Source organism: Rhodobacter capsulatus (genome assembly GCF_005144475.1).
GTDB lineage: Bacteria > Pseudomonadota > Alphaproteobacteria > Rhodobacterales > Rhodobacteraceae > Rhodobacter > Rhodobacter capsulatus_C.
In genome coordinates this window covers 1-6,685 of the sequence record NZ_SWJZ01000019.1, presented here as the reverse complement: position 1 = coordinate 6,685, position 6,685 = coordinate 1, and the positions used below count along the sequence as shown (strand labels likewise).

The following is a 6,685-nucleotide window of genomic DNA, read 5'->3' as shown; positions in this document are numbered from 1 at the left end:
TCCTCGCATGCTTCCGTTCTCGGCGGGGCGGGCATGACGCTCTGGAACAACCCGGCTGTCGATCGCGCTACGGGCGGCAACGACTTCTCCTTCGCCGATCTGCGCAAGCGGCCGATGTCGATCTATGTCGTGGTCAATGCAGATGACATCCGCACCCTGGCGCCGCTTGTGCGGCTCTTCTTCGGCGAACTCATCGCCACGATGCGCGCCACGATGCCTTCGTCCAAGACCGAGCCCTGGCCCGTGATGGTGCTGCTTGACGAATTCGACCAGCTTGGCCCGATGCCGATCGTCGAACAGGCCCTCAAGCAACTTGCAGGGCACGGGGCGCGGGTCTCGATCATCACCCAGTCGATCCCCGGCCTTGACAATATCTATGGCGAGAACGTCCGCCTGTCGCTTGAAGCCGCCGCTGGCATGAAGCTTTATCTCGCCGCCAACGACAAGAAGACCGCCGGAGAGATTTCGGATGCGCTCGGCAAGACCACCAAGCTTGCGGTTTCCGACAGCCTGTCGCGGGATCGGGATTTCGTGCAACGCCGCTCTGTCAGCCGTCGCATGGAGGAGCGCCCGCTTCTGACCCCGGACGAAGTGCGCCGCCTCAGCCCGGATCAAGCCATCCTGATCCCCGAGCGACAGAACCCGCTTCTTGTCAGCCGCATCGTGTATTTCGAGGATCCGACGTTTCTGTCGCTCTTCAACGCGCAATCCGGCCCCCTGCCCTACCCATCGCGCGAAAGCGCCAAGGTTCTTGGGCTTGTCGAGCGCATGGAGGCGCTCGAACGTCGGCTCGCAGGTCTCGGCAAGATCGACTACCCCACGGCTCCCGAACTTGCGCCGCCCGCCGCGGTTCCGAAGGTTGCAGAAACGATTGCCTCCGGCGGAACGAGCACGACCAAGGAAACTGCTGCTGAGATCGGGCTCGAAGCTTTGACCCCATCGCAGGAAAACGCATTGGCGCGGATGGCGAAGTTCTCGAAGCGGGTCTCCGAACTGACCGGGTGAGGCTGGCAGCGCTTGAGTGCGAGAAGCATTGGCCCACCGTGTCGGGTCTACCTTATCTCACGTAAGATGTACGTTGCTGTGCACGCCGCTGGTTCCACGATGGAATCCGCAGCTTCGGTCTCCAAGCCGAAATCGGCCGCATCCATTTTGACAGCAGAATTCGTCAATGAACTGTCGTCAAAATGGATTGCTGACAACCCTCTATCGGCCAATGCGCTTGATGACAGAATCGCGCTGAATTCTGTTGCCTAAGTATCTTGGCGTGTCTACCCTAGCATCAAGCGAGTTAGACAACAGACTCGGGGCAAAAATGATCGCCAAAACCTATGATCTCTCCGATGCAGTGACCTACCATTCAGGCGAGTTTCCCCCGACCGCCCTCGACTATGAAGCCTTGCTTGGGCCTGCGGAGGATGCCGCGGCCTCCCTCGCGCGATACGACGCCAAGATATCGGGCATGGTCAACAGCGAACTCTTCCTCGCCCCCCTGCGTCGCCAGGACGCCGTGACCTCCTCGCGGATGGAGGGAACGATCTCGACCATCGAAGAACTCTACCGGCTCGAGGCAGAGGAGGACGCGGGCAGCGCCGATCCCTACCGAGAAGCGCGCAACGACGATGTCGAGACGTTTCTCTATTCGCGCGCGCTCCGCAACGCGAGCCAGGCCCTTGCCGAGGGGGGTCCGCTCAGCGAGCACCTCATCCGCACCGCACATCAGCAACTTCTGTCCTTCGGTCGGGGGGCCCAAAAACACCCGGGCAGTTACAAGACCGAACAAAACTACATTGGCGACGAAAGGCGCGGCAAAATCTACTATGTCCCGATCGCGCCCGAGCAACTCGCACCGGCGATGACGGAACTCGTGCGTTTCATGACGGAAAGCAAGCTGCGGCCTCTGATCCGGACCGCCGTGGCCCATGTCGAATTCGAGGCCTTGCACCCGTTCGAAGACGGCAACGGCCGGATCGGTCGGATGCTGATTACCCTGATGCTCTGGAAGCTTGGCATTCTGGGGCAGCCAAACTTCTTCGTGTCCGGCTACTTCGAGGCGCATAAGAACGAATACATCGAGCGGATGCGCGCCGTCTCCGCCAGCCGTGATTGGACCGGCTGGGTCATCTTCTTTCTTCAGGCGATGCATGAGCAGGCCTGCGTCAACATCCGAACGGCGGATGCGATCTTCGGGCTGCACGGCGCCATGCGCGAACGCTTCCGCGAGGTCCTGAATTCGCAATTCCATGATCAGGCGCTCGATTTCGTCTTCGCCAGTCCGATTTTCCGCAACGACCGGTTCGTCGAGCGCTCCGGGATCCCCGCCTCCTCGGCTCGCGCCCTCTCTCGCCGCCTCGTCGAGGCGGACTTGCTGCGGACCATCGAACCCGCCTCGGGACGCCGGGCAGCGCTCTATGCCTTCGATCCTTTGCTAGATCTCTTGAAAGTTTGATCCGGAGCCGATCGACTTTAAGGGCGGTGAGCGGACTACGAGGTTGTGACTTCGCATTCGCTGAACCGGCGATAGCCGCCGTTCGCAGGTTCCCGGTGGCTCAACGGGCAGGTGGTCGACGTTCGGCCCACCGGCCCGATCCAGTCGCAAATGGTGACCAGCATCCCCAAAAGCAGAGATCTTGATGGCTCTACTTGTGTGGCCGCCCCTGAGCGCTTCGCTGTGCGAAAGTGGCTACGCAAATATCCACGGAGGAGAGCGGTAATGTCTGGGTGCGGTCGCACCAAAATAGCGAATGATTAGGGTACGTGATTACGGAAAGCCTTGAAAAAAGCGGAAGAGCCATTAAAATCAAAAAGAAATGCCCCCCACCGAGCAGGTCAATCAGAGGAACAATATGAACGATCTACCTTTTTCAGATGGTGTTGACGATGTGCAGTATGTTTACCGGTTCCAGCATCGCTCGGACCTTCGGCAAATGCGTGAAGCCGTAGGTGAGAACCTCACGCCTTCTTTATGGAGTTCGAAAAGAGGTTGCCCTCATAAACATTATGTCAAACTCGCATCAAGCCTACCCGAGGGGCAAGCAATCTATACTTTATCAGTTTGGCGAAGCGAAGCAGCTGCGTGGCGCGGTTGGCTACGCTCAGAAAACGCAAACGATCGCGTACTTCTTCGCATACCGCGCAATGCGCTCAGTCGCTCACAACTGCGCTGCATTGACGACGACTATCTGCCCAATGAGGCCTTCCTACTCTATGAGGTGGGACCATACGCGGACGGGCAGGTTTACGGAACGACCCGAATCCCATGGTCAGTGATCAGTCAGACTGAGGCGGTTTGGCGGCCAATTCAGGCAGACGAAGAGGACCTGCGTGGAGTTGGGAATCCGTTTTCTGACAACTACAGCAATGGGGATGTTCCGTCGCAAGACCTAGATTCAGATTTCGGGTTACCTGGTGATGAAATAATATTGCGCGAACACCTTCGTTTCCTAGCCAAGCTTCATACTGAGTTGTCCAGTTTTTCACGCTGGAACATAATCGAGATTTACAAAAGTTGTGCTGCGTTAAAAGCATTGCAAATCTTATGGCTAGGCCTCAATCATTCGGAGCCACGTATTAGCGCCGCTATTCGGCGGATTTCATCAATTTTGCCGCGCGATCATCCCGCGTACCGGTATCTGAAAGCGAGTGGACAAATATCGGACCGATAGCTACTGCTAACGGAGGAAGACTTTTTGCCTTTCCCCCATCGGTCCGCATATCGGCCGATCGCCGAGATCAGGGTTCAGTGCTAGGTACAGCTTCGTGCTGTGCTGTCCTGTCGCTATGGCGTGTACGACGACCGGTTCGGAGAGATACAGCGAGAGGGTCGAATGGCGGCTCTGGGCCGGGAACGTCGATCTGGCGGGCCGCGCACCACCATATGCGGCGGCCCGGGCAGCCATGCTGCGCGAGGCATGACCCGTCTCAAAAGGGTGATCTGTCCCATCGCGGCGTGGTGCGTGAGCGGCCGCTTCAACCCGGCTCGCTCGGCCAGATGTCTGAAGATAAAGGTGCTTTACTGAAAGGCCTTGGCGCCGGATCTACAACCGCCCTGCCATGCGTAGCGCGTTCGCCTCGACAGCGTCGGCGGTCTGCACGACATATCCTTCGCTGGCTCCGGGCAGCGCCGCAACCTCGGCGGAAACCGCGACCCTTTTCGCCACAAGCGCATCCACCAGCTGACGGACCCGAGTCTTGACATCGCTCGGACGATAGCCGTTCGCACGGGCGAACGCCTCCCAGTGGCGCCCTGCAATCATGTTCGGGGTGCGCCTCTTGTCAGCGATGTTCTGCGCGTAGCTTTGTACGACGTGCGGCCAAGTAAGTACGGTCGAGACGTCATAGAGCGGCGCAAGGCTCGGAGCAGACCCCACGGGCAGGAGCAGCGAATAATTCTTCGCATGCGCATCCGTGTTGGCCACGAGGATGTTGAAAATGACCTGATCGAGCAATGCGAGGGCGTCTTTTGCGCTGCAATGGCGCGCCGTCGCGAGCAGCGTCTTGAGATCAAGGCCCGGCCGCGTGCCGCGCTCGTATTTGCGCGCCGGCGGCAGGCCATTGGCCTGAGCGAAGTCCTCCTGATGCAGGCGGTTGATCTGACCGCCGCGCCCCAGCCTTCGATCGTAGCGCAACACGGCGATCGCGGCGCGCTTCGAGGCTTGCAGGATCGTCGCCCGGGCCGCCTCGATGCCGATCGCCTGAGCCATCCGCAGACACCAGACCTCGTTCTCGGTGATGCCGGGCAGGTGGGGGTTGTCCGGCTTCACGATCAAGGTGGAGGGCGCCCCGTTGCGCGGCACCGCCAGCCTGTCCCCCTTCTGCGGCAAGCGCAGCACCGGGGCGCCATCCGGCCCCAGAACACTCAGCGCCGATTTTTTCTGCCCGCCCGCCAAGGACTGCCGCACGCCTTCTTCCCCGACCAGAAACGGCCTGCGCCCGAGATCTTCGAAATGGCGTTCCAACGCTTCTTCCGGATCATCGGTCCGGTAGAGCTGCGTCAGGGGCATGTAAGACCACCGGCTGCGATCCGTCGGCACCCCGAACGAGAAGGCCCCCGCCGTATCGCCGCCAATCTCTTGCAGCAGTGCCAGAACATCCGCCTGATCGAGACCAAGGGCGCGTGTCAGGCCCGCCAGTTGCTCCTCTTCGGGCAGCAGATTGGCAAGCCAAGGCGAGAGGGCTTCCGAACAGTAGGGCTCGGCGCGCAGCGGCATCGTTACCGAGAGCGGGAAGGCGCCCGCCGTCTGCAGCCAGCGCGCGGCATAGTGCAGAGTGAGCGACCCGTCGGTGGCCACCTCGATCTGCCCGACCTCGAGCGCGTCGAACCAGATCGGAACCTTCACGCTCACTGATAATCCCCGAGGTCATAGCCCTGGCCATTCGACCCACCGGCTTCATCGGGCCTTGATTTGCGATCCTCCAAAAGATCGGCAAGCGGCACGCGCAGGGCGCGGGCAATCCTTGCGAGGGTCGTCACCCGGGCATCGCGCTTGGCGGTTTCGATCAGCGACAGCGCTGGCGCGCTGATGCCAGTCAGACGCGCCAGCTGCTCGAGGTTGAGCCCCTGCGCCACCCGCGCGGCACGCAGGCGCCTCCCGATAAGCCCGAGAAGGGCGTCCAGCTCATCTGTGTGATCAGGCATCCGGGCCACCTTACCGATTTCGGTAAAAATAGCACTCCACGGCGCATTCCTCAAGCCATCTTATCTTTTTCGATAAAATGAGGTAGAAGGCGATCCGGAAGCAGAAATCTTACCTTTTTCGGTAAGGCGCTCGCAAGAACGACACCCGCAAGCCCCCTGCGGGCGGCAGCCTCCGCTATCTCCTGTTCAGCCGCTCCAGAGCCTTTTCGACCGTGGGCCCCAAAACCAACAGCGCGATGATGGTGATCATGGGCGAGAAGAACAGCGTCAGAAGGAGCCATCCGAACACCGACCTGCCGCGCTCCGCCGCCATCGTTGCCGGAACCCAGATCGAGATCCAGAACAGGAAGATGACCAGCACGAAAAACAAGACCGCCGTAGAATCCATTTGGATCTCCATCCCCCAGACAACAATCCTCATCGGGAAAAACCTCCTGAGACGAAAGCGCCCTCCCCCGGGGTCATAATAGCAGTCTTGCCGTAACAGAGACGGCATCGACCGGTCAGGGCGTTCCTCAGCAAGGTAAGCAACAGGGCGCCTCTATTCCAGTTCCCGATCTTCGTTGCGGTGCCGCACCTCTGCCCGCTCCGCCTCCCGCAAGGTCACGCCCATGCCGGGATGGGCCCGCGCCGCGACGGCCACTGCCAGCGCCACCGCTTGCCTCTCCCGCTTTTCCGGAAAGTCCTGCATCAGAGTGTCGGTTCGCCCCGCCACCAGATCCGTCGCAACCCCCTTCCCATATCTCTGGCGCAGATCCGCCGCGAAGCGTTGCGCTTCATCGTCCGACCCGAAACACACCGTGCCGGTCGCCGCAAGTGTCCGGGCCATCGCGCGCATCGTGCCGAGGAGCCGTGCAGAATGCGCATCGGTTTCGCGCCGGTGACCGGCGTCGATCAATGCTTCGGCCTGTTCATGGAACTGCCCGAGCGTGGAGCCCGCCTGGCCCCTCTGCTTTCGGTTCTCGAGATCGAGGTTCCGATGCGCCGCGACAGTGCGCAGATCGTCCCGAACCCAAAGCCACTCGTCGAAGGCATTCGCGGCGCCGC

Annotated in this window: 9 protein-coding genes; 5 read left to right on the top strand and 4 right to left on the bottom strand. The window is 60.7% G+C overall.

Annotation, left to right across the window (positions count from 1 at the left end):
- The 4 genes from FBT96_RS06475 to FBT96_RS06465 form a co-directional block, all read left to right on the top strand.
- Positions 1–1,005 (top strand): type IV secretory system conjugative DNA transfer family protein (locus FBT96_RS06475; protein ID WP_169583263.1); only part of this gene is annotated, 1,005 nt, incomplete at its 5' end.
- A gap of 66 nt (positions 1,006–1,071) precedes the next feature.
- Positions 1,072–1,257, top strand: coding sequence for a hypothetical protein (locus FBT96_RS20625; protein WP_169583261.1), 186 nt, complete (start codon positions 1,072–1,074; stop codon positions 1,255–1,257).
- Positions 1,258–1,315: 58 nt separating this feature from the next.
- Positions 1,316–2,449 carry a Fic family protein gene (locus tag FBT96_RS06470; RefSeq protein WP_136905506.1) on the top strand — a complete coding sequence of 378 codons (1,134 nt, stop codon included), beginning with the start codon at positions 1,316–1,318 and terminating at the stop codon, positions 2,447–2,449.
- A 361-nt stretch (positions 2,450–2,810) separates the two neighbouring features.
- Entirely contained in the window at positions 2,811–3,665 is an 855-nt protein-coding gene (locus FBT96_RS06465) for a hypothetical protein (RefSeq protein WP_169583259.1), read from the top strand.
- Positions 3,666–4,037: 372 nt separating this feature from the next.
- On the opposite strand, the gene FBT96_RS06460 is transcribed toward FBT96_RS06465, so the two are convergent.
- The 4 genes from FBT96_RS06460 to FBT96_RS21005 all read right to left on the bottom strand — a co-directional run bounded on the left by FBT96_RS06460 (position 4,038) and on the right by FBT96_RS21005 (position 6,467).
- Positions 4,038–5,345 carry a HipA domain-containing protein gene (locus tag FBT96_RS06460; RefSeq protein WP_136905504.1) on the bottom strand — a complete coding sequence of 436 codons (1,308 nt, stop codon included), beginning with the start codon at positions 5,343–5,345 and terminating at the stop codon, positions 4,038–4,040.
- Positions 5,342–5,638: a helix-turn-helix domain-containing protein gene (locus FBT96_RS06455; protein WP_136905503.1), complete on the bottom strand. Its 297-nt coding sequence runs from the start codon at positions 5,636–5,638 to the stop codon at positions 5,342–5,344. The genes FBT96_RS06460 and FBT96_RS06455 overlap by 4 nt, the downstream gene beginning before the upstream one ends.
- A gap of 175 nt (positions 5,639–5,813) precedes the next feature.
- Positions 5,814–6,059, bottom strand: a complete 246-nt coding sequence (locus tag FBT96_RS06450) for a hypothetical protein (RefSeq protein WP_136905502.1) — start codon at positions 6,057–6,059, stop codon at positions 5,814–5,816.
- A 120-nt stretch (positions 6,060–6,179) separates the two neighbouring features.
- On the bottom strand, positions 6,180–6,467 hold the full coding sequence (locus FBT96_RS21005) for a hypothetical protein (RefSeq protein WP_212635361.1): 288 nt from the start codon (positions 6,465–6,467) through the stop codon (positions 6,180–6,182).
- Positions 6,468–6,497: 30 nt separating this feature from the next.
- On the opposite strand from FBT96_RS21005, the gene FBT96_RS21000 reads away from it, so the two are divergent.
- On the top strand, positions 6,498–6,685 hold a 188-nt coding region (locus FBT96_RS21000), incomplete at its 3' end, for a hypothetical protein (protein ID WP_212635360.1).